Raw genomic sequence first — 23910 nt, forward strand, 5'->3', positions numbered from 1 at the left:
TGCGGAGTCGACTGACGGACATAGAGAGGAGTGCCGTCGGCCACGCCACCGCTGGCACCAGTCGGAGGCGTTGGGGATCTCGGTCAAGTCGTCGAAGGGCAGGGTGCCTTGGACGGAACTCAGCATTCGGGTGCCCATCACCCTGATACCGTCATCGACCAAGCGGCAACACGCGAGAACCGTCCGCAGAACCGGCGGCTGCCTGTATGGCCGCATCCGCTTCACCACCCGGGGTCCGGCCGTCTTCCCCCACTTGTGCTTCCCTGATGATTGAGTGAGTTCAAGGGACTCACAGGGGGTGCCAGATGGACGAGTGGTGGCTGGTGTTCGTGCCGGATCCGGAGCGGTGGGGGCCGCTGCCGGAGGAGGGGGTGCTGGGGGTCCGCGACCTGCCCGCTGCCTTGGAGGCGGTGGGACCTCGGCCGGGCGACCCGGTATTTGTACGGCCTGATTTCGTCGTGGACGCAGAATTGCTGCAGTTCGCTCTCTCGCCCGATTTCCGCGACCTGGAGAGAGAATCACGTCGGAATTACGCGACGGATATTCGTCTGCTGCTGTCGTGGCTTTGGCGGCGGGGCGTTCACTGGCGGGAGGCGACCGACGCGGACTTGCGGGCGTACAAGGAATTCCGCGTCGATTCGCCGTTGAATCCACAGCGAGTCGGCGGAGCGAAGTGGAACCGGGAGGCAGCCGCGCTGACCCAGCTCTACAAATGGGCGAAGGTGAGTCCTCTCCCGTTGGACGTGGGGCGTCGCGCGGACCGGGAGGCAAGCGCGCGTAGCTCTCGGGTGTCGTGGCTGACGCCGCGGACCTGGGGTCTGTGGCAAGACCTGGGGCTGCGAGGACTTGACCGCGACGGGGCACCGGTCCCTGGCTGGGACGGACGAACCGAACTGCGGAACACCTCGTTCGTGGGGCTGGCGCTCAGCTCGGGCCTGCGGCGGCAGGAAGCCGGGGCGATGCTGACGTTCGAAGTGCCGACCCGGCGCCTTCGGTCTGGACGTTATTGCCATGGCCAGGTAGCTCGTGCCCTGTCGCGGTCGAAGCGTGACCGCACCTACTACACCTCGGTCGAGTCGGTGCGCCAGCTCACTGCCTACAGCGAGTCCGAGCGGACGTGGGCTATCCAGCGTGCCCAGCAGGAGGGCCGCTACGAGACGCTGCCGCTGATGCGGCTGGTCACGAAAGTGACCCACGGCCCGGCTCCGGTCGTGCACTGGGTGGACCGGGACGGCGTGGCAGGCCGGCGTGACTTGACACTGCTGGACTGGCGCGAGCGGCAGTGGCTGTTCGTCGAGGGGCCACACGGCCCGGAGCCGGCGTGGCTGTGGTTGACCGAGCAGGGCATGCCGATGCTGCCGGACCGATGGAACACAGTGTTCTGGCAGGCCAACCAGCGGTGCGAGGAAGCTCTGCTGACGCCGGAGGAGCGAGAGATCCCGCGCCCAGTGAGGTCGGCTGCGGTACGGGGGAAGGTCCCGTACGCGACCCCGCATGCCGCGCGCCACTCCATGGCGCTCTACATGCTGATCGTGCTGAACGAGATCATGGACAAGAAGTACGGGCTGACCGCCGCGGACCGGCGCGACTTCGCTCAGCTCTACGGCGATCCGTGGTGGCTGGTGAAACTTTGTTGGGGCACCGGGACGTCGAGACGACGAAGGAGCACTACCTCAACCCGGTCATGCATCTGCAGCTGGAGTCGATCCTCGCCTTCGACACCGAGGACGAGCACGACGAAACGGACGGGACGAAGGATCTGAACGGCCTGTTCGCCCAACTGGCCCGGGAAACCTCCGGGATCCAGGACATCGAGCTGCTGGTCGACGCCCTGCCCGTCGCGGCGGCATCGTGAGCGGGCGGGGACGCAAAGCCGTCCTGCCGCCGCCGGACTTCCAAGCAACCGAGCGGATAACCGCCGACGGACTGCAGGTCACCGTGCTGAACAAGGAAGGCTTCGAGCGCGCCTTCGACTTCGCCGCGATCGCCGTGCCCCAGCCGATGCGCTGCTCCCTTGCGCGAGCGTTCGCCGAGCAGTCCATGGGGTGGAACAGCCACGCGAGCGGTGAGTCATATTGGCGATCTATCGAGGTCTTCGCCCGGTTCCTCAAGGACCAGGGCCAGCCGGCCGAGGATCTGAGGGACCTCACCTCTGCCACGCTCCGGCTCTGGCGCAACAACCACAAGGACACCCCAGGCGGGCGCGAGGCCCTGGGCAAGATGCGTACGCTGCTGAAGCGCGAGCCGCGGCTGACGCAGGGCCTGGCTGCAGAGGAACTGGCCCGCCCCGTTCCGAAGAAGGGCAAGCCGTCCAAGCAGTCCTACCGGCCGTCGGAGCGCGATCAGGTGCTGCTGGTCGCCGAACGGCAGTTCCGGGCTGCGCTGCTGCGGAGCCGGGAGAACACCGCGCTGCTCGCCCGCTACCGGGCGGGTGCACTGGCCCCAGACAGCCGTGACTGGAGGATCGGGGCGGCCCTCGAGCACATCGCCGCCACGGGCGAACTGCCCGGATACCCGGACAAAAGTGGGCAGGTCTGCACCCGAGCCGAAGGGCTGCTGCGCGGAAAGAACCGCGGGAAGACCACGGGCCGGCTGTTCCTGAGCCGGGCGGAACTGACAGCCCTGGCCGTGATGATGACGGACCGCTACGGCTGGAATCTGTCGGTCTACGACCGTCTGCACGTGCCCGTCACCACCCCGTCCGCAGGAGAAACCGCCACGGTCACCTACGAGGTCCTGGTGGAGAAGCGCCGCTCGGGCGAGGGGCGCTGGTTCAACACGGAGAACCACACCGACTCCGGCGCGGACTCGCCCAGCCGGCTCATCACCCAGGCCCTGGAAGCCACGCAGCACGGGCGAGCCCTGGCCGCCTCCCTGTCACCCGGCCACGACCTGCTGATGGTCGCGCGCAACCGGCGCCGTACTGACGTGGACTCCAACCTGGACCGGCCCCGGAACGTCGGCCCGCTGTGCTTCGGGGTGTCCAAGGCCGATGCACGAGTATGGGCGAGAACTCACAAGATCGGCTCGCCCTTCCAACGCGCCCGCAGGACCACCGTCACCACCACGGGCAAGCCGCTGCAGCACAAACGTGGCACCCACGAGAGCGTCTACGTCCTGCCCGACGAGAACGTCCAGCAAGCCGCCGTGGACGTGATCGCGGCCGGCGCCGAGGAAGCCCTCGAACAGGCCCGCGACTACACCTTCAAGGGGCGCCTCGCGAACGCGGCCGACGCGACCCACCAGGAGACCGCGACCGCGGACTGCGCGGACGAGGAGACCAGCCCCTGGCCGAACCCAAGCGGCGGCTGCGGCGCCGACTTCCTACTCTGCCTGTCCTGCGAGAACTCTCGGGTCCACACCGGCCACCACCCGCGCCTCGCGCTCCTGCGCCGCCAGTTGATATCACTCCGCTCCAGCTGGCCGGAGAAACTCTGGCGAAAGCGATGGGACGAACACCTCCAGCGACTCGATGACCTGCGGACAAAGGTCAACGAGAGCACCTGGGACGCCGCTCTGGCCCGGATCACCGACCGCGACCAAATGATCGTCGACCACCTGCTCAAGGGAGACCTCGCCCCGTGACGACAGCTCTGACCCTCGCGGCCGATCCCTACATCCTTCCCCTGCCAGGGCCGGAGAGCCCGGTGGTCCTGGACCGGTGGATCAGCGCCGGCAACACTCACCCCAACTCCCGCTACAGCGACGACGTCTGGTCGATGGGACCGCTGACCGACAATCCCGGGGACAGCATCCACAAGATCAATTTAAGGAGGTGCCCCGCCTCCCTGCGAAGCGAATACAGGCGCCTCATCTGGGTCCTGATCAACGGCGAGCTGCGCCCCACCTACGTACAGGAACGGGGCTTTCAGAACCGGGGACGCGACGGCGTGATCAGCATGCGCGACAACATCCTGCAGTGGTTGAAGTTCGCGCGCTGGCTCGACCGGCAAGAGGTGTCCCAGCTCAGCGACTGCACCGTGGAGCACTGGAAGGCGTACGCCGCCAAGTGCACCAGCGGCTGCACTCGCGATCATGCCCTGACGGTTCTGCGCTGGCTCTCGGACCTGTGGGCCTTCGACCAGCTGTCCGTCAGCCCCTGCGACATTACGCAGCCGCCCTGGGAGAGCGAGGGCGTCGACGATTACCTGCCGGCCGCGACGGGGGAGGCGGGCGGGGAGAACAAAACCGAGCCGCTGGACCCGACCGTGATCGGCCCCTTGCTGACCTGGTCGATCCGCCTGGTCGAGGACTTCTCCGACGACATCCTGGCCGCCTGGGCCGAGCGCCGCCGCATGCACGCCCGCGTGAAGGCCACTCCGAGCACCCGAGGGGGTCTGGCAGCCGTCAAGAACTATCTACAGCCGCTGGTCGATTCCGGAGCTCTCCTGCCCGCCACCGTGAGCCGAAAGCACGGCATCACCCTGGCCCACCACTATGTAGCGGCGGTCACGGGAGCCAGCTGGAACCAGGTCCACGACTTCGCTACTCGGCGAGGGCTCCGTGCCCTCGTCGCCCGGCGGCCCGGCCCCAGCCCGATGCAGGTGCCGGTGACGGGCCGGATCGAGGGGCGGCCCTGGCGCGAGTTTATGGACTATGAGGAGACGCCGATCCTGGTACGGCACCTAGCCACGGCCGCTGCCATCGTGATCCTGTACTTGACCGGGATGCGCCCCCAGGAGGCCCAATCGCTGCGCTCTGGCTGCTGCCCCGATCCGGAACCCAACGAGGACGGCTCCATGCCGCGGCATCTGATCCGATCCCACCACTACAAGAACGTCCGCGACTCTGACGGCCACCACATCTCCGCTGGTGAGGAGCGCGCCGTCCCCTGGGTCGCGATCACCCCGGTGGTGAACGCCATCCGGGTTCTGGAACGCATCGTCCCGAAGGGCGAGCTGTTGTTCAGCTCCACCCACCACGATGTCATCGGCCAGCGCAAGCACCACGGGGCGCTGAAGCGCGCCAGCCTGGCCCGCCGGTTCGAGAATCTCGTGTCATGGATCAACCAGGAGGCCACCGCCCAGGGCCTGCCCGCCCAGATGGTGCCGGAGGACCCGCACGGCAACCTTGGACTGAGCCGTCTGCGCAGAACTTTGGCTTGGCATATCGCCCGCCGCCCTGGCGGTCTGGTCGCCCTCGCCATCCAGTACGGACACATGCGCACCGCCCTGGACGCCCGCACCTCCACCGGCTATGGCAACCGCGAGCGTCGGGGGTTCCACGGGGAGCTCGACGTGGAGACCGCTCTCGCCGCCGCGCAGACCGCAGCGCGGCTGCGCGACGCCGCGGCGGCCGGCGAGAAGATCTCCGGTCCAGCCGCTCGACGGGCTCTCATCGGAGCAACCTCGATCCCCAGCTTCGAAGGCGCCCTGACCACCCCGAAGGCCGCCGCCAAGTTCCTCGCGCGCGACGGCCTCGTACTCTTCGACAACCCGGACGCGTTCCTCATCTGCGCCTTCAAGCGCGACACCGCCCTGTGCGACCCGGATCCCGGGGCGATGGCACCCAACCAGTTCGCCTGCCAGCTCGGCTGCGGCAACGCGGTCCGCACCGACAGCCACGCGCAGGCGGCGCGAGAGCACGCTGATCGGCTCGATGTGAGGGCGGCCCTCGTGCCCCAGCCCCTGGGCGACCGGCTTCGCCTGACCGCCGACCGTTTCCGCGCTCTCGCCGACGCCCACGACTCCGCCGCACAGTCCGCCGAGGAGGCCATCGCATGAAGCAGCAGCACGAGGACGAGCGCTCCCGCATCCGCGCGGCCATGGACCGCCTCCTGGCCAGCCAGCCCACCCGCTCCAACGGCAGTCTCACAGTGGTCGCGCTCGCCGCAGAGGCTGGTGTCCACCGCATGGCTCTGCAAAAGCGCCACGCCGACCTCAAGGAGGAGTTCTTCGCGCGGGTGCGTATGGAAACGCACCAGACGCCGGAGGTCGAAAGGCGGCTTCGCAAAGAGGTGGTCCGCCTGAAGGAAGCTCTCAAGGACTCCCGGGCTGCCGAGGCCAAGTCCCGGCATCGAGCGGAGCAACTGGCGCTCGCGGCAGCCGTCCTCATCCTCCGGCAACCCAACAACCACGACCAGCCTGTTCCCGACAACGTCATCCCGTTCCGCCCGTCCGGCGATTAAGAAGAGGCCGTCACGCGGCGACGCCGAGTTCTTTGCGGGTCCGGTGGATGAACTCCCGCACGGCCGGCTCGCGCCGCCAGGGGGCGAGGGCGGTGTTGAACTCGCGGACATAGTCATTGGCCCGGCTTGACTGGACGCGGGCGAGGATGTCGACGGACCGGTTGCCGAGCTCCAGGTCGCGCGCCTGCAGGTGAGCGGTTCCGACGATGGCGAGCCGCATGCCGACAGAGCGGGTGAACACCCCGGTCGGCATGGCGGCGGCCTGCTGGTTCCAGGTCAGGGCCATCTTGGGATTCTTCAGGTCACCGAAGATCTCGGCGGCGTCCGCGGACAAACGCGAATGCGCTCAGGGACTGCATCGCCAAGTGGTCAGGAGATAGCAGCCCAGCTGCACGTCGCCGCCGGCGCGGGCGAGGCGGAGAGCCTGGATGAAGTGCCGCTGGGCGGCGTCGTGCTGCCCGACGTCGAAGGCAGTCCAACCTGCCAATCGGTCTGCACGAACACGACTATCAGGCGCGGCACGCCGTCGAGCTCGATGCGGTGCTGGAGCTTGGAGGTGAGAGCGGCCAGGGTGTCGTGATGCCGACGGCGTTGTCGCGGCCCGGAGCCGCAGCCGCCCTCGCTGGCTGCTTCTATCTACAGGGGTGGTTGGCGTCAGCGGGGGCTTCCGGTGTTGCTGTGTGGGCATGTGGTGCCGTGCTGTCTTGCACCATCGTTGGCACATGTTCGGGTGCCGAAGCGGCACTTCGCTGACGGGGCCAGGTCACACGGCGGTGTAGTGACGGGCGGTGGTTCCAGGCATGCAGGATTAGTGGGGCCAGGAGCAGTGCGAGGTAGTCGATGAAGGCGTAGGCGCCACTGATGCCGGAGGGCGGGTTGCCGATCGCCAGCAGGCCGGTGACGTCGTGGGGCTGGTAGGCCCACACGCCGAAGTGGACGCCGGTGAGCTCGAGAAAGCTGGTGACGATGAAGACGTAGGGGATACGCGGCCCGATTACTGCATGCCTGGACGCCGCCACCATCACCACGAACCAGAACGCGCCGAAGACGTCAAGGCGCGGGCTCAGAAAGAGCCCCCAAGCTGCCCACAGTCCCGCGACCGTGAACGTCGCACCGATCATCAGGCGGTGGGGCAGGCGCGGTGCCAGGGATCGGGCGATGACGAGGCTGGAGAGAAACACTGTCACATGGCCGCCGGGAACGAAGCCGGGAAAATTGCCCAGCCGGTACTCCCACCAGCCCAGACCGTGGGTCGCCATCAGCTCCACCGTGCAGGTGCCCAGGAGCGCAACGAGCGTCTGCGCACGCACCGAGGCGTCCTCACGAAGCCACAGCCACGCCACCGGACCCGGCGACAGGGCCAGCCCGAGCACCCACTGTCCCACCGGCCCCACCAGGGGATCGACCAGAAGCAGCGTTGCCGTCGACCCGAGCAAGAACCCCGTAGCCCAGAACAGGTCCGTGCGCGCGCGAGAAGTCATCGGCACCCGGCCGGAGTGGGGTGGCCGTCGGCCCGCGAGCTCCGTGACCCCAACAGGCCAACTCGTCAAGCGCTTTCGCAGGGCACGCCTCACCTGATCTTCTTCCATATACGCACAAACGACTTCAGTGGCCTGCTGTCACGCCCCACCCCATTAGTGGACCGGAGATCACTGCCACGACGGGACACACCGGGCTGGAAGATCACTCCTTGGCCAGTTGGGCAAGGGCGTCGAGGTGTGGGCCGGGAGGGAGCCAGGTCAGTGCCTCGCGTGCTGAAGAGGCGTGGCTGTCGGCCGTGTGTCGGGCCTTGGTGAGAGCCCCGCAGCGCCTGAGCAGGACGCCCAGCTTCTGCTGGGCGCCGGGTGTGTACGTGGCGGCGGTGATTAGGCGCCGCAGGGCCTTTTCATCGGCTGGGTTTGCCAGGTCCAGGGCGAGCAGGATGGGCAGGGTGGGTCGGTGGTTGCGCAGATCGCTGTCGCCGGGTTTGCCGCTGCGGCCGGATGCGTCGTCGTAGGGGAGGAGGTCGTCGCGGATCTGGAAGGCGAGTCCGAGGTGCTCACCGAACGCGGCCAGCTTCTCCTGCTCGTCAAGGCTGGCTCCGGCGAGGATCGCGCCGACCTGGCAGGCGGCGGCGAGCATGACGGCGGTTTTGCGGCGGGCCATGGACATGTAGGCGGGGATTCCGCTGTCGAAGGCTCCGGCGAGGGTGAGTTCTTGTGCCGCTCCCCGGCAGACTTCCTGGCCGGCCCGGGCCTGGACGGCCAGGGCCTGGCGGATCCGGTCGTCGCTGACGCCACGCTGGCCGCACTCGGCGAGGTTCGCGAACAGCGTGAAGAACAGGGCGTTGCCGGCGACGATCGCCTGCTCCGGGCCGTAGCGGGTGTGGACGGCGGGACGGCCGCGGCGCAGCGGGTCGTTGTCGAGGATGTCGTCGTGCAGGAGGCTGCCGGTGTGGGCGGACTCGAAGCCGACGGCGGCCGGCAGGACTCGGTGCAGGCTTGCCCCGAAGACGAGTGCGCTGTGGCACAGCAGCAGCGGCCTCAGTAGTTTGCTCGGTGGTTTGAGCGCGTAGTGGTGGATGGCGTCGAGGCCGGTGGCGTCCTGCGGCCAGCGGGTGGTGATCTCGGTCTCGATGGCGGCACGGACTTCATGGGGTGCTGGGTGCGTTGCCGTGTGCTGGCGTGGCACCGCGAGTTCGGTCACGGTGGAATTCTTTCCGGCTGGTACAGAGGTGGGCGGGGAGCGGTGGCGGGCGGTGTGCTGGGCCGGTTCAGTGTCGGGACGGGGCGTGGGGGTCGGTTACGACCGCTACAGCTCCCGGTCGGCGTACGTCCTCGTCCGCCGCGATGGGTTCGTGGCGTGGTTTCGGCGAGAGCGGGAGCGCAGGGCGGAGCAGTCATGGCTGCTGGGGCCGCTGCCGCGGCCCGCCGGGAGGAGAACATGAGCACGCCGGGCGTGCAGGGGCGATTGCCGAGGTGCCGAGCCGTCCCCGGTGCCGTCGCGAGTACGCCGGCGGCTTGATCAGAGGGTTAGGGAGGAGGTTCATGCCGACGGTGTACCGGTTTCCATGTCAGCCGGTGCTGCTTGTCCTGGCAGGACGGGGTGCCGGGACTGAGCCAGCAGGCGCAGGCATTCCATCGGGTCATCACGTACCGGGCGACGAAGGACAGCGGCTCCCAGGGCCGTGACCCGGTCCAGACGGTGGTGGTACAGGCCCAGCAGGCAACGCACCACCGGCCGGTACTCAGCCGGTACTTCGCCGACCACTCGCTGTGCATGGAGCAGGGAGTCACGCGCCGCCGAGGCCGTCACCGCCACCAGGGCCCTCACCCCGGGAGTGTCCCGGCCTTCCTCGAGCGCGGTGCGTGTGACGCCGTGCCGGTCCAGGTCGGCGAGAGGCAGTGTCAGACGCCCGCCCCGCAGGTCCTCGGCCAAGTCGGTCAGGAAGTCGACGCGCTGCAGCCCGTCGGCGACCAGGCGGCAGGAAGCGGCGAAGTCCTCGTCCGAGACAAGATGCGGTGTCAGCCCCGTGCTCAGCATCAGCCCCGGCCAGGTCAACGTGTCCACGTAGCGCTGGTAGTCGGCCTCGTCGGCGAAGCCCGGAAATCGCAGGTCGATCCGCGTACCGGCAATGTAGGTGTCGGCCCAACGGCGCGGCAGGCCGCACACCTGCGCGGAGTGCAGATACGCCCTCAGCAGCGGATGGCTGGAACTCCCGGAATCCAGCGCTCTGCGAACGTGGCCCGCCCACACTTCGAACCGCTGGTGACGTCCTTGTGGAGCGCCGCGATCGCAGATGTCGTCGGTGAATGCGAGCAAGGTCGCCCCAGCCATGGCGTGCGGCTGGAAGCCGGGCGGTGTCAACAACCGCACCGCACCCCACATGGCGAACTCCCGGCGCCGCAGGTACCGCTCAGCGGCTGTGTAGTCGGCTCGAAGCTGCCGCTCCCGCACCTGACTCAGATCTAGACAAAGGCGCCAAAGCCGCACAAAACTCTCCTGCAACGTAGATCGCTCACAGTGATGGGACAGGTACCGAACGTACCATCCGGTCGGGTAGGGCGAATCCAGACCTCTTACGCGGGAAACGGCTGTGCTCGGTCTTTCTGTCCCCGGGCCCGGCCGCCGACGCTGAAGGCGGGTGCCCCACCTCGGCACCCGGCAGTGCCTCTGACTTCGGGTGCTGTGCCGTCTCGCCCGTGAACTGCAATCCGGCCCGTGGACCTGCCCTGGGGCGTGTGCCTGGCGGGCGCAAGTGGGTGAGCCGTGACAGCAGGACCCGGTAGTCGTTTGTACGTAGGTGGAAGATGATCAGTTGAGGCGTGCCTGGCGAACGGGTCTCATCCGTAAGGAGCCGGCGATGGCCGTGCCGCCCCAACACCCACCACAGGCGGCGGCATCGGGCGGCGGCCCGCCGTCGTCCGGCGGCCGCGATGCCCCTCGCCGACTGCGGCGTGGCTCCTGGGGGATGGTGGTGCAGCGGCATGCCGGGAAGCTGCTGATCGGCTGTCTGCTGGCGGCCGTAGCGGCCGCGGTGTTCGGGGCGCAGGTCTCCGACCGTCTCTCCTCGGGCGGCTATCGCTACTCCCATCCAGACACCCAGCATGCGGTGGACGTGCTGGCCGACGATTTCCATATCGCCGCCCGCGCGAACCTGATCCTGACCGTCCACGACCCGCAGGGTATGCGCACGGGGGCTGCCGCCTCCGCCGGGCGGGCGCTGGCACAGCGGGTGCGGGAGCATCCCGGTGTCACGATGGCCGCCGACCCTTGGTCCCTGCCGCAGGCCACCTACCTCTTCACCGCCGAGGGCCGCACCGCCCTGGTCGTCGTCCAGCTCGCCGGGGACGACCGCACCGCGTCCGCGACGGCCCGGACCATCGCCGGCCACGCAGTAGCCACCCCGGGGCTGGCCGTCGACGCCGGCGGGTCCGCCCTGGTAGGAGACGAACTCATCCGGGGTGCGCAGAGCGGCCTGGAGCGCGCCGAACTGTTCGCGATCCCGCTCACGTTCCTCGCTCTCGCGCTGGCTTTCCGCTCCGTGCCGGCGGCCCTGTTGCCCCTGACGGTCGGCGCCACCGCCATCGCGCTCACCCTCGCGGTGTTGCGGCTGCTGGCCGCCGTGACCCCGGTGACCGTGTTCGCCCTGAACATCACCACCTCCCTCGGCTTCGGACTCGCGGTCGACTACAGCCTGTTCCTCCTGGCCCGCTACCGCAGCGAACGCATGGCCGGCCAGCCCCTGACCACCGCACTGGACACGGCCGTACGCACCGCGGGCCGCACGGTCGTCTACTCCGGCATGGCGGTCGCCGCCTCCCTCGTCGCCCTGCTGGTCTTTCCCGTCTACGCCCTGTCCTCCATGGCCTACGCCGCACTCAGCGTTATCACCGCGGCTGCCCTGAGCGCACTGGTCATCATCCCGGCCGTCATCGTCCTGCTGGGCCCGCGTGGCGACCGCCTCCTCCTCCCACGCCGCCCTGCGACGGGCGGGGACCTGTGGGGGCGCCTGGCCCGCTCCGTCACCAGCCGCCCTTGGCTGTGGGCACTGCCCCTGGTGACGATTCTGTGCGCCCTGGCGGCGCCGTTCGCCCACGTCGCCTTCGCCACCGCCGACCACCGCCTGCTGCCTGAAACCTCACCGGCACGCCAGGCCACCCAGCATGCCCAGGACATCTTCGACTCCCGGCAGGTCGACCCGATCTGGCTCCTGATGCCCCACGCCACCACCCGCGACCCCGCCCTGGCTGCCTACACCAACACCATCAGGCACACACCCGGAGTCGCCCAGGCCACGCTGCTGCCCAGCCCGCCGGGCAGTGCTGCCTCGGTCGTGCGCGTCGTCCCCGCCCACCCCAGCGACAGCGCCCAGGCCACCGACACCCTCGCCCGGCTGCGCGCCCTGCCCGCCCCCGCGAAGGTCCTCTACGCCGGGGGCACCGCGGACCGCGCCGACACCATGAACGCGCTGGCCGCGAAAGTGCCCTGGGCGGTGGGCATCCTCATCGGCGCCACCTTCGTGCTGCTGTTCCTGTTCACCGGCAGCCTGCTCCTGCCCATCAAGGCCCTGATCATGGCCGCGCTGGGCCTGACCGTCAGTTTCGGTGTCCTGGTCGTGGTCTTCCAGCAAGGCCACTTCGACCATCTTCTGGGCGGCTTCACCGCACCGGGCTACCTCGAACCCTCACTCGTCATCATGATCGTCTGCCTATGCTTCGGACTGGCCACCGACTACGAGATGTTCCTCCTCTCCCGGATCCGCGAGGAGTACCTCAAAACCGGCGACACCCGCAGCGCCACCATCACCGGAACCCGCCAGACCGCCGGCATCATCACCTCCCCCGCCGTCGTCCTGACCACCGTGCTGCTGTCCCTGGCCGCCTCCCCCCTGCTCATGCTGAAGATCGTCGGAATCGGCACCGCCGTCAGCGTCCTCATCGACGCCTTCATAATCCGACCCCTCCTCGTCCCCGCCTTACTCGCACTGCTGGGGCAGGCCAACTGGTGGGCACCAGCCTGGATGCGGCGACTGCACCAGCACATCGGACTGGACGAGCACGCGCACCCCCCAGCCCTACCCACACCCGCAACCCCCAGCGCCGCGTGCACGACCGCCCGCAGTACCAGCAACGCCGCCGCGAAGAATCCCATCCCCTGACAGGCCGATAGACCTCACTCCCGCCCCACCGTCACCTGGCCCGCCGGTCACCGCCAACGCCACTCCGACGGCGTCCCGCACCGTAGCCGCTTCCGCTCGGCCGAAGGCCAAGGGCACCGGTTGGGAGGTAGGCGGCAAGGGGGATCCGCCGGCGGCATCTCCCGCAGGGCCGAGCTGCCGCACCCTCGATGGCTGCGGCCGGCATGCCGTTCTCGCCAGCGAGCAGGGCGCGAACTCCGGGGCTGGGGCCCGCCGCGATCATGCTCAGCGAGGACGACGGAGAACTCTGCGAGTGCCGCGCGGCAGTCCATGACCTCCAGGAGATGCTCAAGCGGAGCGAGTCCAGAAAGGCGCTGGGCTACTTCCTAGACGAATTCTGGCCGTCGACGCCTGTTGAGACGAAAGCGTTAGACCACATCCCAGGACGTTGAGAATTCCGGGCGGCTACGAAGAATCTGGGTGAGTGGAGCACCGGGTCATCAGTGATGAATTGAGAGTCGCCCGCTACATGTTCCGCCGCATCGGGGAACATGCTCGGCGCCCGGAACGCGAACAGGTTCATCAATTTCATCGAAGCGGCCTACATCACGCCGGTGAACAAGGCACAGTCGACCTGACAGGAACCGCTCGTCCAGACCGTTGGGTGGCCGTCCCGTCCCTTCCACAGCCACCACCGCGCGCCACCATGCTGAGGAGGCAAAAGACGTGAACACAAGGACTTGACAGGGAAACCTGCGCCTGCGAGCACTGTCAGAAACTCGGCGGCACCCCCGTGATGTGGTGGGTGGGATTCGAGACGGTCACCTGGACCGGTGAGAGCGAGCCGACCTGGTACGAGACCTTCGATGGCGAGGCGAAGCGCGGCTTCTGCGCGACCTGCGGCAGCCGCGTCGCGGCGATCGACAGCGACATCCCGGAGACCGGCATCAACGTCACCGCCCTTGACGACACCAGCGGCGCAGACCTTGTGCCCATTCACGCGTCCTTCCGCGACAACGCCGTGCACTGGCTGTCCCCGGTGCCGGAGACCGAGCGCAGCGCAGCCGGTTGACCGCCTGGCCGCTGGTCGGCGACTCCGCCCGCACCCTTGGTCCCGGCTGGCATCACGATGACCCTGTCGCGGGCGCGGGTGACGCTTCGCTTCCCGCGGATCGTCACCTGAAGCGCCCCGGCTGATGGGCTCGAGCGGGGCCCGCGAGTGCGTGCGCGCGGTGCACGATCATGTTGACCGAGCCGCGGTCTCGCTCGATGTGCCCCTCCAGCAGCACAGCAGGGGCGCCGAGGACTGTCTCGCGCGTGCGTTCCCAGACCGGGGGAGAGAAGATCAGGTTGATCATGCCGGTCTCATCCTCCAGGGCTCCGAAGGTCACTCCCTTCGCTGTCGGGGGCCGTTGGATGTACTTGGCCAGTCCGCCGACCCGCACCCGGGTCTGGTCGGCCAGGTCACGGGCCTCGCGCGCAGGCTGCGCCCCGTGCGAGGCCAGCAGAGCACGCAGGTGCTGCGCCGGGTGGGCGGTGGCGCTGGCGCCAGAGGCATCGAGGTCGGCGGCAGTGGCCTCGGCCGCGGTCATGACCGGCAACTGTGGCGCGGGCGCCAGGTCGTCCAACCCCGGAAGGACGTCCTGGATCTCGCCGGTATAGGCGCTGGCCGACCACAGGGCGGTGCGCCGGTCCACGCCGAGGCCGTCGAACGCCCCGGCGGTGGCCAGCTGCTCCATCAGCTTCGCCGAGAGCCGTGTGCGGCGGGCGACGTCGGCCACCGAGCGGAACGCCACGGTGCCGCGCGCGGTCAGGATCCGCTCGGCGATCTCCTCGCTGACCCCCGTCACGGAGGTCAGTCCGCGGCGGATCGCCGGCCGCCGCTCCGGCTGATCGGCGTAAGACTCAAGCGTGGCGTGCACACCGGAGCACTGAATGTCGACACCCCGGACCTCGATGCCGTGCTGCTTGGCATCCTGGATGAGGGTCTGGGAGTCGTAGAACCCCATCGGGAGATGCGCCATGATCCCCGCCAGCATGGCGTGCGGAAAGTGGTACTTCACCCAGGCGCTGGCATAAATGATGCCTGCCATCGACTGGGCGTGAGACTGCGGGAATCCATAATCCGAAAACGCTTCTATCATGCCCACAATGCGCTCGGCGGCGGCTTGGTCGATGCCCTTGGCGGCCATCCCGGCAAGCAGTCGTCCGCGCAGCTGTGCCACCTTTTCGGGAGAGTGCTTGGCGGCCATCGCCTTGCGGAGACGGTCCGCCTCGCCCGGGGTGAAACCCGCGCAGTCGATGGCCAGGGCCATGGCCTGCTCTTGCCACAAAGCGACCCCGAGAGTTTTGGAAAGCGCTGGTTCGGCGAGCGGATGGGGATAGGTGACGGGCTCCAGGCCGGCCCGCCGCCGCAAATAAGGATGTTTTGATCCGGCCTGAATGGGGCCCGGCCTGATGATGGAGGCGGCCACCGCGAGGTCCTCGAAACACCGTGGCTGAAGCTGCGGCAGGGTCGAGACCTGCGCCCTCGACTCGGCCTGGAACACGCCTATGGTCCGGCCTGCGGCAATCATGGCGTACACGTCCGGGTCGTCCTGCGGAATCGAGGCCATGTCCAGGCTGATTCCGTGGTGTTCGGCAATGAGGTCGCATGCGGTGTGCAAGACGGCCAGCATGCCCAATCCCAGGATGTCAATTTTCAGAAGATGGGCGGCGGCCACATCGTCTTTGTCACCTTGCAGTACCGAGCGGCCTTCTCGGGTGGCCCATTCGACCGGCATGATTTCCCCGATGGGCTGGCGGGTCAGCATCATCCCGCCGACATGGATGCCCAAATGCCGTGGCAGGGTGTGCAGTTGTCCTGCGAGGGAGCGTACATCGGCGGGGATGTCGGCCTCTGGCCCGGGTGGCTCGTGGTGAATATGGCGGGTCATCTCATTGATCCGCGCCATGGGGTAGCCGAGGGCGCGTGCTGAATCCCGCACACTCAGGCGGGGTTGGTAGGTGATGAGGTTCGCCACCTGCGCGCGGTGCGATCGGCCGTATTTGGCATACAGGTACTGGATCACCTCCTCCCGGCGGTCGTTCTCGAAATCGATGTCGATGTCCGGGTCGGTCTTTTCGGCGTGCAGAAATCTCTCAAAGAGCAGGCCGTGCTTGAGTGCGTCGACGGCAGTGATGCCCAGCGCGTAGCAGACCACCGAGGAGGCGGCGCTGCCGCGCCCCTGGCACCAGATCCCCTGCTCGGCCGCGTACCGCGTGATGTCCCAGCAGATCAAGAAGTATCCCTGCATGCCCATGTCGGTGATCACGGACAGTTCGTAGTCGAGCTGTTTGAACGCCGCCGCGGCTGCCGGGTCGGTGCGCGGCCCGTACCGGCGGGCGCAGCCTTCTTCCGCGAGGTGGCGCAGATAGCTGCCGGGGGTGTGCCCGGCGGGCACCTCGAAGTCCGGCAGCTGCGGGCGCAGTTTGCTCAGGTCGATGACGCTGCTGCGGGCAAGGTCGACGGCGGAGGCGATGGCCTGCGGGTAGCGGGCCATGAGGATGTGCATCTCCTCGGAGGTGCGCAGATGCGCCGTCGGGGCCGGCGGCAACTCCCCGATCGCGGTGTCGAGGTTCTCTCGGCGGTGCAGCGCGGTCAGCGCCGCCGCCAGCCGCGCAGATCGCGGGGCCGCGTAACGGACCGCGTTCGTGGCCACCACCGGCATTCGCCATCGCTGCGCCGCCGCGTGCACGGCGGCGTTGCGCGGGCCGTCTTCGGGCAGCCGGTGATCGACGAGTTCGGCGTGCAGGTGGGTGCGGCCGAAGAGGTCCACCAGCCGGTCCATCCGTGCGTGGATGGCGTCGGTGTCGTACGCGGCCTCGCCGAGGACGGGGCAGCCGGTGAGGATCGCCCACTGGCCCTCGTGCGCGGCAGCCGACAGGGCGTCGAGGTCGTAGACCGGGGCGCCCTTGGCGCCGGCCAGCTGCCCGGCGCTGATCGCCGCGGACAGCCGAGTGAAGCCCAGCAGGCTGCGGGCGATCACCACGATCGACCCCAGTCCCTGGTCCAGGGTGAGTTCGGCGCCGTAAATGGTGCCGATGCCGTACTCGCCCGCGGCCTCCGCCAGACGTCGAGCGGAGTAGAGGCCGTTGGTGTCGGTGATCGCCAGGGCCTCGATACCGAGTCGGACGGCCTCGGCGACCAACTCCTCCACGTGGTTGGCGCCGAAGAGGAACGAGCCGGCGGAGTGCACGTGCAACTCCGCCCAGCCGCCGCCCACGGGCGTCGGCGCGGCGCGCCTTCCGGGGAAGTGCAGCACCTTCCCGTGAGGGTCAGCCATAGAGCGCCTCCACCGCCCACCGGCTGTCTTGGATGTGCAGCAGCCAGGCGCGGCCGTCCGCGCAGGCGACCTGCAGGCGCGCAAGGCGGCGGGCCTGGGCGGGGATCCACCAGTCCTCCAGCACTGGCCACGGTCCGGTCCACCCGGTCACCGCCACCGGCGCGGCGCCGTCGATGGACAGCGCGGTGGGGGCCTGGGTGAGCAGGGTGCGTCCGCTCACCCCGACCGGGCCGCCATCTGCCCCGATCACCTGGGCAGGGAGCGCGGTGGGGTAGACGACGGCCGGGTGCGGGGCCGGCAGCCGCCCCGGCCACGTCCCCTCCACCAACGGGCGCGAGCGCGCATCGCCGTACGGGATGTCCACGATCCGCTCGCCCGGACCGCGGCCTCCGGCGAGTTCCTGACGTACCACCGCGCGGTGTCCGAGCATCGCCTGCAGTTGCCCCGCGGCGCGCTCCAGTTCCTCCGGCGCGATCCGCGGCCCGAACAACAACGACTGCCGTCCGGTCGCCGCCGACAGCTTCTCCGGGACCAGCCGCAGTGTGGTGATCCCCGCCGCGGCGCCGTTGAGCTGCCCGGTCTCGGCCCAGGCGGCGATCTGCCAGCGCACCCGTTCGGCCACCGCCAGCGCCGAGAGCCGGCCCTCGTGTCGCCACAGCCGCGACAGGCGCAGCCCGCTCGTGAGGCCCACTTCGACCTGCAGCCTGGCGCACACCGCCCCGGCCCGCGCGAGGCGGGCGTGAAGCTGTTCGGCGAGGGCCTTGGCGAGGAAGATGACCGGTTCGAGATTGTCCTCGGGCGGCTCGAACGCCTCGGCCACGCTGTAGTCACTGTCCGCCCCGGATGTGTTGAGCGGCCGGGCCTCCTGGCCGAGGGCGGTGCGTTGTGCCGCGGCGCCGTCGTGTCCGAACCGGGCCAGCACCCGGTCACCCGGCAGTGCCGCGAACGCCCTCAAGGTGGTGATGCCCAGGCGGGGCAGCAGCTGAGACAGCCGCGGGCGGCCCAGCACCCCCACCGGATACGGGGCCAGGAACTCCGCGCTCTGCCCGGCCGGCACCAGGAGCCCGGCCTGCCCGGCCCGCACCGCCAGGGCGGCAGCGAACACGGTGTCCGCCGCGCCGGTACGTGATTCGACCCCAGCGTCGGTGAGCACGGTGGTGATGTGCTCTACGAGGGCCGGCTCGCCGCCGAAGTAGCGGGCGCGTCCGCGAGCGGGCACGGCGATCAGGCCAGGCCGCAGGACTTCCATGTGCGGAGCGACGCGCTTCTCCAGCAGGCGCAGCACCGGCTCGAAAGCCCGCGTCTCTGCTTCGGGGTCCCGGTCGAGCAGCCTGAGCTGGGGGCAGCGTCCGGATGCCTGACGTACCCGCATCCCGCGCCGTACGCCTTGGCGGCGGGCCTCCCTCGAACAGGCCAACACCCGCTCACGCGCGATGATCGCCACGGGCTCGTCGTGATCCGCGCCCGCGGCCACCACGGGCCAGTCCATCATCCAGATCGCCAGTGCACGCACCTTCGGCTCACCCCGCGGTGACGGGCCGCAGCGGCACCACATCCGCGCCGACGGTGGCCGCGGGCTCGGCGATCAGCTGCACAGAGCCGTCCGGCCCCGGCAGCCACACCTCGGCATGCCGCGGCTGCGTCGCAGCACCCCGACCCGCCACCACCAGACGGGCACGCCGGCCGGTGAGCAGACCAAAGCCGTCCCCGAGCCCGTCCCAGCGGGCCTCGGCCACCCGCAGCCGCAGCTGCGCCTCCGGCCAGTCCTGCCAGGTCAGCAGCGTCGTGCCGGAGCGCCGCAGGCGGGCCGCAATGCGACGGCTCGTACGCAGGGCCACCTGTCCCACGGGGCCGAGCAGGACCACCGGCGCTGCCTCGCACACCGTCGCCAGCACCTCGGGCCATCGCCCTCCCGGCTCGGGTACGGCCAGCCCGCACGCCAGGTCCAAACCGGCATCCGCCGCAGCCAGCCCGCCGAGCTGCGGCAGACCGACCGCTGCCCAGGCGCCGCCGTCGGCGGCGGCCTCCGCGGCCAACGCGATCAGCAGGGGCAGGTCGCCCCCAGCGCTCACCACCGCACCGCGGGGCAGCTTCCCACCCGGGAGCAGGCTGGAGAGCGTGCCGGACTTGGCTCCGGTCGCCTCCGGAGTCCCTCGCTCACCAGGCGAAACGACGTGCATGAACACATGTTCGATTCCTTGTGCGAGAAATGCAAGCGGACGAACGCCACACCACTCGCACGCACCTCGCGACCGACTGCGCTCGACGGCTCCGGCGAAAGGAGCGGCGGTCGTGAACGGCCATGCCGCGTACGCCCGTTCGCCCCGCCTATCCGCAGTCGCCCGGCGCACGTCGGCCGGCGGCGGCAGCTCCTGCGGTCGCCGAGGGGCGGGCGTGCCGCACGTGCCTCGCTACGCTGCCGCAGTGATCGAGTCCTCCTCGATGCCCGGCGATCCCACCGAGCTCCACCTACGGATCTCCTTCGATGACGAACTGTGGGATACCCCGCAGGCCGACACGCTGGAGCGGTGGAACGTCGCCATCTTGCACCGCCGACGTACACATGACGGACCTCAAGGCCCGGCGGCGGGCAGCGCCTGCTACACCGCGGACTGCCCGTCGTGCACGACGGAGGATGTCGCCGTCGGAGAGATGACCTTCTACCGGGTGCATCTCGACCGCGGCCGGAATGCCTACTTCGCCATGGCAGAGGAAACCGAGGAGCTGTACGAGACCGCCCAGGTCCTCCTCGATGCCGAGACGGGCTTGTTCACGAGCGAGGTCAGCGAACGGCTGGCATACGTCGGGTCCGCCCTGCTCGTCATGGACCGGGTGACCCTAGAGCCACAGTGGCGCGGCCATGGGCTGGCTCCCGTACTCGCTGCTGAGGCGATCCACCGGCTCATGGCCGGCTGCAGGGCCATTGCCTGCTCGCCCGGCGTCACCGACCTCAGCAGCAAACCTCTAACGGACAGATCGGAGTGGGACCGCGTCAACGCCAAGATCACTCAAGGGTGGGAGCGCATCGGGTTCCGCCTGTACCGCGACAACGTCTATCTCCTGTCGCCGGCCTCGCAGGACCTGGAGGAGCAGCGCGGCGTACTTCGTGGGCAGCTCGCGGAACTCGGCGCGTCCTGGCGGACCACGATCTCCTGATGAACTCCGCTGCCGACGTACAGCCCGCGCACCCGGACAAGGCCCTGCCGCCAATCCGCTGACCGGGCGACACCGCCCCGGTCGCCAGCTCACGGTGGAACACCTTCGACCATGTCCTCGACCTGGTCCCTGCCGGAGCCGATGCTCGCCACCCCCACATCCGACCCCGTGCTCCACCCGGAACACGCGGCCGAACCGAAATTATGGACAGGGTTTGATTCTGTCCGTTGTCCGCGACGGCACAAGCTCGGGGCCCTCCAGATGGAGGGCCCCGAGCTTGTGCCGTTCTCTTTGCTGCGTTGAGGACTTCCGTTCCCCGGGTCGGGGCTCATGCTCCAGTCGTGGGCGGGACGGCCATGGCAGCGGGGCGTGGTGTGGGGAATGCCTGTCGCATCAGCGCGTCGAACGCGGCGTCCGGCAGCAGCCTGCGCGCGGTCATGACGGTCCGGGAGAGTCCGCCGATGGCGTACCGGGCGCGGGGCCGCGGGGTCGTGGCCGCGCGGACGATGGTCCGCGTAGCTGTTTGGGCCGGTGTGGCGCCGCCGCGGCGGGTGAAGGACTTGGTGGCGTACATGTGTGCCAGTTCGGCGCGGAAGCTCTCGTACGGGTCGTCGGCGGTGGCTTCGGCGCGCATGGTGTCGACGGCTGTGCCGGCGAACTCGGTGATGGTCGGGCCGGGCTGGACGACAACGACCTTGATGCCGAAGGGAGCTACCTCCAACCGTAGGGAGTCGCTGATCGCTTCGAGCGCGTGCTTGGAGGCGTGGTAGAAGCCGCCGCCGGGCGGCGAGAACCGGCCGGCCATGGAGGAGATGTTGACGATGCGTCCGTTGCGGGCGGCTCGCATGGCGGGCAGGACCAGCTGGGTCAGCCGGATGGGGCCGAACACGTTGGTGTCGAATTGTGCGCGCACGTCGTCGGGGTCGGCCAGTTCGACGGGCAGGTGCAGCCCATAGGCCGCGTTGTTGACCAGCAGGCCGACTGCGCCGTGCTCGTACTCGACCTGTTTCACGGCGGCGGCCATCGAGTCGTGGTCGGTGACGTCCAGGGCGAGCGTGGTCAGCCCCTGGGCGGCCAGATCGGCGAGTGACTCGGGGCGGCGCGCGGTCGCGTAGACGTGATGGCCGAGCTGGTGCAGGGCCAGTGCGGTCAGCCGCCCCATGCCGGAGGAGCAGCCGGTGATCAGTACGGCCCTTGAAGCACTCATCGTGTGTCCGGTCCCTCGTATGCGAGCCCCATGGCTCCCCGTCGTGATCGTGGCGTCCGATAACGAGCCACCTTAGGGCGATCTTGAGGTGCCGTCCGGGCGGGATTCACTCATTCGGCCCAGGGGTTCCCGGGTGCGTCATCCTTGAGGTGGAGCGCGGAGGGTGGCGGTGGGGCGCTCAGTGTGGGATGTCGAACCCGCGCGTGAGCCGTGCTTGCGTCACCACATGATCAACGCGCCTGCGGTCGGCCGTGACCTGGACTCTCTGGTTCCGGTTGTCATAGAGTCCCCGACCTGCGTGATGAGGAAGTTTCCATGAGCATGCGTCAGTTCGACCCCGGTGATGCTCTCACCATCCACCCGTTCGTGGGCGGCACGGATGTGGAGGTGAACCAGTGGGTGCACACTATCTCGGCACGCGCGATGATCGACGATCCGCGCGGCTCGCTGCTGCTGCGCCGCAGGCTCGACACCGGCCGTGAACCGGCGGCGGACATCCGGCAGTGGTGGGACGCTGCGGCGTGGCCGATACCGGGCTGCACGCCGAGGCGCTGAGCGCCGCCGCGACGGCGGCCCGGTCCTGGGCACGGGTGCCGTGGCAGGAGCGGCTCACCCTGATCGACGCGGTGCGCGAACGACTCCAGGCAGCGCGCAAGCCCCTGGCAGACCTGCTCGTGGCCGAGGGCGCACCACGCCTGCTCGCCGAATGGCAGATCAACGGGATGGACGCCAATCTCAGCGAGGAGACGAAAGCCTGGTATGCCCGGCAGCTTCACCAGGAGCACCGCTCCGAAGCCGGGCGGATGATCATGCGGCGCCAGCCGGACGGCGTGGTCGGGTTGAACCCGCCCGCGAACGCCCCGGCCAGCAACGCCCTGTTCGCCGCCATCATCATCGCGGCGGGCAACGCGGCAGTGGTACGTCTCCCGCGCCTGGCGCCCCTGGGCGCGGGCTACGTCCTGCGGGAGGTCCTGGTCCCGGCCCTGGAGGACATCGCAGCCCCACCGGCGTTGCTGAGCATGCTGTGTGCCCCGCCGTCGATGGTGCAGGAGTGGCTGGAAAGCCCGCTGGTCAACGACATCCTCTACTTCGGCACCTCCGCCAAGGGGCTCGCCCTGGAGGCCGAATGCCTGGCCCGGCGCACGAAGCCGATCCTGGAGCTGTCCGGAAACGACGGCCTCATCGTGTGGCGCGACGCCGACCTCGACGGCGCCGTGGAATCGGCCGCCCAGGCGTTCATCGCCTCCGGGCAGATCTGCATGGTCCCCAACTACGTCCTCGTCCACCCGGACATCGCCGACACCTTCCTGGCCCGGCTCACCGAGCGCGCCGCCCAGATGCGGCCCGGCTACCCGGACAGCCCCGGAACGCTGCTGACCCCGGTGGCCGACCAGGCAGGCTTCAGCGCCTTCCTGGACGACGCCCTGGCCAAGGGCGCGGAACTCATCACCGGAGGGCGACGCCTCGACATCGCCGGCGCTCCCGCGGAACATGGCGCCTTCCGTGAGCCGACCATCGTGAAGGTCACCGGCCTGCAGGGAGCACGGTCCCTGGACGCGGTGCGCGAAGAGACCTTCTTCCCCCTGTTGCCCGTGATCGTCCCCGGCACCAAGGAAGCTCGGGGGGACGAGCGGATCCTGGAAGCCTTCATCGACTTCCTCAACGCGAACGCCTACGGACTGCGCAATTCCCTGTGGTCCGACAGCCCCGCCGTCGTCGAGCACTTCCTGGCCGCCACGACCAACGGCGGCCGGCTGACCGTCAACGACTCCCACACCTCCTTCGCCGCCCCGCTGGCCACCCACGGCGGCACGGGCCTGAGCGGCGACCTGCACGGCGAGGCCAACTACCCCCTGCTGCGCACCTCCCACCTCCAGTGCGTCCACCTCAACGACACCCGGCTCCAGGAAACCGGAACCAGCTGAAGACTCTGGCCGTCCGTACCCGGATGGCGACTCGGCGCTTCGGGCGGAGCCACCGTGGGGCTGAGAAAGCAATTGTCTTCCCAGCCGGCACGCCCGCGTGCTGACCCGTGGCTCAGTTAAGGGTCTGGGCTGCGTACAGGGCGCCGAGGGCTGCGGCGAGGGTGCCGAGCCGTCGCCTCGTGTGGCCATGGATGCTCCCGGCGAGTGAAGTGCACCCGCCATCCCGTGATCGACATAGCGCCGGACAGTATCCGCGGACAGCTCAACAGCGCATAACCGAAGTGGGACGGCTACCGGGCGCTGCTGGGACGGTGGCCCGGCGACCGGGTCCTGATCCGTTCCCGCCGAGGCGGGAACCTGACGGCGGCCTTTCCCGAGATCGCCGCCGCGGCCTCGCAGTTGCCCGACGACACGGCGCTCGACGGCGTTATGTGACCTGCACGGGTGTCTCAGATGCTCGGTGTCTCAGGCGACTCCTCGCGCCCCGCCTGTCGTTGCCGGTGGAGGGTGGCGCGTCCTCGTCCTGGCATGTATGTCGATGCCGGTGCTCC

At 69.2% G+C, this 23910-nt stretch carries 18 protein-coding genes; 10 read left to right on the forward strand and 8 right to left on the reverse strand.

What is annotated here, in order from left to right:
* The first annotated feature begins 305 nt into the window (after positions 1 to 305).
* The 5 genes from AB5J49_RS43090 to AB5J49_RS43110 are packed head-to-tail and all read left to right on the forward strand — an operon-like array spanning position 306 to position 6127.
* Positions 306 to 1763, forward strand: coding sequence for an integrase (locus AB5J49_RS43090; RefSeq protein ID WP_369174327.1), 1458 nt, complete (start codon positions 306 to 308; stop codon positions 1761 to 1763).
* Positions 1685 to 1855: a hypothetical protein gene (locus tag AB5J49_RS43095; RefSeq protein ID WP_369174328.1), complete on the forward strand. Its 171-nt coding sequence runs from the start codon at positions 1685 to 1687 to the stop codon at positions 1853 to 1855. Before AB5J49_RS43090 ends, AB5J49_RS43095 begins: the two co-directional genes overlap by 79 nt.
* Entirely contained in the window at positions 1852 to 3585 is a 1734-nt protein-coding gene (locus AB5J49_RS43100) for a hypothetical protein (RefSeq protein ID WP_369174329.1), read from the forward strand. Before AB5J49_RS43095 ends, AB5J49_RS43100 begins: the two co-directional genes overlap by 4 nt.
* Positions 3582 to 5723, forward strand: coding sequence for an integrase (locus AB5J49_RS43105; RefSeq protein WP_369174330.1), 2142 nt, complete (start codon positions 3582 to 3584; stop codon positions 5721 to 5723). Before AB5J49_RS43100 ends, AB5J49_RS43105 begins: the two co-directional genes overlap by 4 nt.
* On the forward strand, positions 5720 to 6127 hold the full coding sequence (locus AB5J49_RS43110; RefSeq protein WP_369174331.1) for a hypothetical protein: 408 nt from the start codon (positions 5720 to 5722) through the stop codon (positions 6125 to 6127). The genes AB5J49_RS43105 and AB5J49_RS43110 overlap by 4 nt, the downstream gene beginning before the upstream one ends.
* Positions 6128 to 6137: 10 nt before the next feature.
* Here the strand turns inward: AB5J49_RS43110 and AB5J49_RS43115 are convergent, their stop codons facing one another.
* The 4 genes from AB5J49_RS43115 to AB5J49_RS43130 all read right to left on the reverse strand — a co-directional run bounded on the left by AB5J49_RS43115 (position 6138) and on the right by AB5J49_RS43130 (position 10063).
* Entirely contained in the window at positions 6138 to 6461 is a 324-nt protein-coding gene (locus tag AB5J49_RS43115) for a hypothetical protein (protein WP_369174332.1), read from the reverse strand.
* A 298-nt stretch (positions 6462 to 6759) separates the two neighbouring features.
* The gene (locus tag AB5J49_RS43120; RefSeq protein WP_369174333.1) at positions 6760 to 7608 is read right to left on the reverse strand and encodes a hypothetical protein; all 849 of its coding nucleotides are present in this window, start codon (positions 7606 to 7608) and stop codon (positions 6760 to 6762) included.
* 202 nt (positions 7609 to 7810) lie between these two features.
* Positions 7811 to 8812 (reverse strand): polyprenyl synthetase family protein, encoded by a 1002-nt coding sequence (locus AB5J49_RS43125; protein ID WP_369174334.1) that lies wholly within the window; start codon positions 8810 to 8812, stop codon positions 7811 to 7813.
* Between the two features lie 339 nt (positions 8813 to 9151).
* The gene (locus AB5J49_RS43130; protein ID WP_369174335.1) at positions 9152 to 10063 is read right to left on the reverse strand and encodes a phytoene/squalene synthase family protein; all 912 of its coding nucleotides are present in this window, start codon (positions 10061 to 10063) and stop codon (positions 9152 to 9154) included.
* 406 nt (positions 10064 to 10469) lie between these two features.
* On the opposite strand from AB5J49_RS43130, the gene AB5J49_RS43135 reads away from it, so the two are divergent.
* Positions 10470 to 12767 carry an MMPL family transporter gene (locus tag AB5J49_RS43135; RefSeq protein WP_369174336.1) on the forward strand — a complete coding sequence of 766 codons (2298 nt, stop codon included), beginning with the start codon at positions 10470 to 10472 and terminating at the stop codon, positions 12765 to 12767.
* A gap of 775 nt (positions 12768 to 13542) precedes the next feature.
* Entirely contained in the window at positions 13543 to 13818 is a 276-nt protein-coding gene (locus AB5J49_RS43140; RefSeq protein WP_369175443.1) for a GFA family protein, read from the forward strand.
* Positions 13819 to 13921: 103 nt separating this feature from the next.
* On the opposite strand, the gene AB5J49_RS43145 is transcribed toward AB5J49_RS43140, so the two are convergent.
* From AB5J49_RS43145 to AB5J49_RS43155, 3 genes are read right to left on the reverse strand one after another with little or no spacing between them, the layout of a single operon-like run.
* The gene (locus AB5J49_RS43145; RefSeq protein WP_369174337.1) at positions 13922 to 17071 is read right to left on the reverse strand and encodes an error-prone DNA polymerase; all 3150 of its coding nucleotides are present in this window, start codon (positions 17069 to 17071) and stop codon (positions 13922 to 13924) included.
* On the reverse strand, positions 17064 to 18584 hold the full coding sequence (locus tag AB5J49_RS43150; RefSeq protein ID WP_369174338.1) for a DNA polymerase Y family protein: 1521 nt from the start codon (positions 18582 to 18584) through the stop codon (positions 17064 to 17066). Before AB5J49_RS43150 ends, AB5J49_RS43145 begins: the two co-directional genes overlap by 8 nt.
* Positions 18585 to 18591: 7 nt before the next feature.
* Positions 18592 to 19251 (reverse strand): hypothetical protein, encoded by a 660-nt coding sequence (locus AB5J49_RS43155; RefSeq protein ID WP_369174339.1) that lies wholly within the window; start codon positions 19249 to 19251, stop codon positions 18592 to 18594.
* Between the two features lie 244 nt (positions 19252 to 19495).
* Between AB5J49_RS43155 and AB5J49_RS43160 the strand changes: the two genes are divergently transcribed.
* Entirely contained in the window at positions 19496 to 20227 is a 732-nt protein-coding gene (locus tag AB5J49_RS43160) for a hypothetical protein (protein WP_369174340.1), read from the forward strand.
* A gap of 328 nt (positions 20228 to 20555) precedes the next feature.
* Here AB5J49_RS43160 and AB5J49_RS43165 read toward each other — a convergent pair whose 3' ends face one another.
* Complete coding sequence (locus tag AB5J49_RS43165; protein WP_369174341.1) at positions 20556 to 21434, reverse strand: SDR family NAD(P)-dependent oxidoreductase; 879 nt, start codon at positions 21432 to 21434, stop codon at positions 20556 to 20558.
* 315 nt (positions 21435 to 21749) lie between these two features.
* Here AB5J49_RS43165 and AB5J49_RS43170 point away from each other — a divergent pair, with 315 nt between their 5' ends.
* Positions 21750 to 21989 carry a hypothetical protein gene (locus AB5J49_RS43170; RefSeq protein ID WP_369174342.1) on the forward strand — a complete coding sequence of 80 codons (240 nt, stop codon included), beginning with the start codon at positions 21750 to 21752 and terminating at the stop codon, positions 21987 to 21989.
* Positions 21956 to 23359, forward strand: a complete 1404-nt coding sequence (locus AB5J49_RS43175; RefSeq protein ID WP_369174343.1) for an aldehyde dehydrogenase — start codon at positions 21956 to 21958, stop codon at positions 23357 to 23359. The genes AB5J49_RS43170 and AB5J49_RS43175 overlap by 34 nt, the downstream gene beginning before the upstream one ends.
* The last annotated feature ends 551 nt before the right edge of the window (positions 23360 to 23910 follow it).

The organism is Streptomyces sp. R28 (genome assembly GCF_041052385.1).
GTDB lineage: Bacteria > Actinomycetota > Actinomycetes > Streptomycetales > Streptomycetaceae > Streptomyces.